The 1,802-nt window shown below is 64.5% G+C and carries 1 protein-coding gene; it reads right to left on the reverse strand.

Translation table 11 applies throughout. The features are described from left to right. Positions 1 to 18: 18 nt before the first annotated feature. Positions 19 to 1,802: FAD-dependent oxidoreductase (locus EN925_RS34475; RefSeq protein ID WP_164894606.1), on the reverse strand; the 1,784-nt coding region annotated here is incomplete at its 5' end.

The raw sequence follows: 1,802 nt of genomic DNA on the forward strand, positions 1-1,802 counted from the left end.
CGGCGAAGCCGAAGCGCTTCAAGCACGCATCCGTTCGAAATTGGCGTCGAACAGCGGCACCGCCTGAATGCGCGCCGCATGGCGCTTGCCCAGCAGCTCGATCTCGAAGCCGTCGCTCTCATCAGCGATCTCCTTCGGCACATAGCCGACGGCGACGGATTTCTTCGAATGATGCGCATAGCCGCCCGACGTCACCCAGCCGCGCACCGCACCATCGAACCAGATCGGCTCATCGCCAATGACATCGGCATCGTCGGCATCGACGATAAAAGCGCGCAGGCGCAATTTGCCGCCCTGCCTGCGCTCGGCCAGCGCCGCGGCCTTGCCTATGAAATCGGCGTCCTTGCCGTAAGCAACGAAGCGGTCGAGCCCCGCTTCCAGCGGCCCGTAGATCGGCCGGTACTCGCGCCCCCATGAGCCGTAATTCTTGTCCAGCCGCAGCGCATTGAGGGCGCGCGAGCCGAACAGGCCGATGCCGAATTCCCCGCCCGCCGCCATCAGCGCTTGATAGGCGGCGCGCTGGTATTCCTGCGCCACCCAGATCTCGTAGCCGAGATCGCCGGTATAGCTCACACGGCCGACCAGGCACGGCGCCATGCCGATATCCATCCGGCCAATGGCCATGAAGGAAAAGGCCGCATTGGAGACATCCGAGCGCGTCGCCTTTGCCAGCACATCCCGCGCCTTCGGGCCTGCGATCGACAGACCGGTGAGCTTCGCGCCCAGCGCCTCGATGCGGACCGATCCATCGTCAGGCAGGTGCTTCTCGAACCAGCGCATATGGTATTGCTCGGCGATGCCGGAGCCGGCGAGGAACCAGCCCTCGCTTCCGAGATTGGCGAGGGTGAAATCGCCGATCAGTCTGCCGTCTTCCTTCAGCATCGGCGCCAGCGTCATGCGGCCGGGCTTGGGCAGTTTGCAGGCAAGCATCCGGTCGAGCCAAGCGGCCGCTCCCTCACCCGTCACCTTGTATTTGGCGAAGCTCGAAATCTCCGACAGGCCGACACCGTCGCGAACTGTGGCGACCTCCTTGGCGACCTGCGTGAAATCGCTCGAGCGGCGCCAGGAGAATTCGTCCTTGACGCCTTCCGGCGCGTACCACAGCGGCACTTCCAGTCCATAGGCAACGCCCCATTGCGCACCCTTGGCCGACAGCAGGTCGTAGACCGGCGTCGTCTTCAGCGGCCGCCCGGCGGGCAGCTCCTCATTGGGGAAGCGGATCGAAAAGCGCCTGGAATAATTCTCGCGCACCTTGGCGTTGGTATAGGCCATCGTCGCCCAGTCGCCGTAGCGCGCGACATCCATCGCCCAGATGTCGGCGCCGGGATCGCCCTCGATCATCCAGTTCGACAAAGCGAGGCCGACGCCGCCGCCTTGCGAAAACCCCGCCATGACACCGCAGGCGACCCAGAAGCCCGGCAGGCCACGCACCGGCCCGACCAGTGGGTTGCCGTCGGGCGCGAAGGTGAAAGGCCCGTTGATGATCTGCTTGATGCCCGTGTTCTGGAAGGCCGGGAAATGGCGGAAGCCGACCTCAAGCGACGGCGCGATGCGGTCGATGTCGGGCGCCAGCAATTCATGGCCGAAATTCCATGGCGTCTGGTATTCGGACCATGGCTTGTTGGCCTTTTCGTAAGTGCCCATCAGCATGCCGCCGCGCTCCTGGCGCAGGTAAAGCTCGCCGTCGAAGTCGACCGTGTGGATGATCTCGGTGCCGGTCTTGGCGTTCCAGGCGGCGACCTCCGGCATATCCTCGGTGATCAGGTACATGTGCTCCATGGCCAGCACCGGCAGTTCGAGGC

The sequence above is a fragment of the Mesorhizobium sp. M7A.F.Ca.US.006.04.2.1 genome (assembly GCF_004022915.1).
GTDB lineage: Bacteria > Pseudomonadota > Alphaproteobacteria > Rhizobiales > Rhizobiaceae > Mesorhizobium > Mesorhizobium ciceri.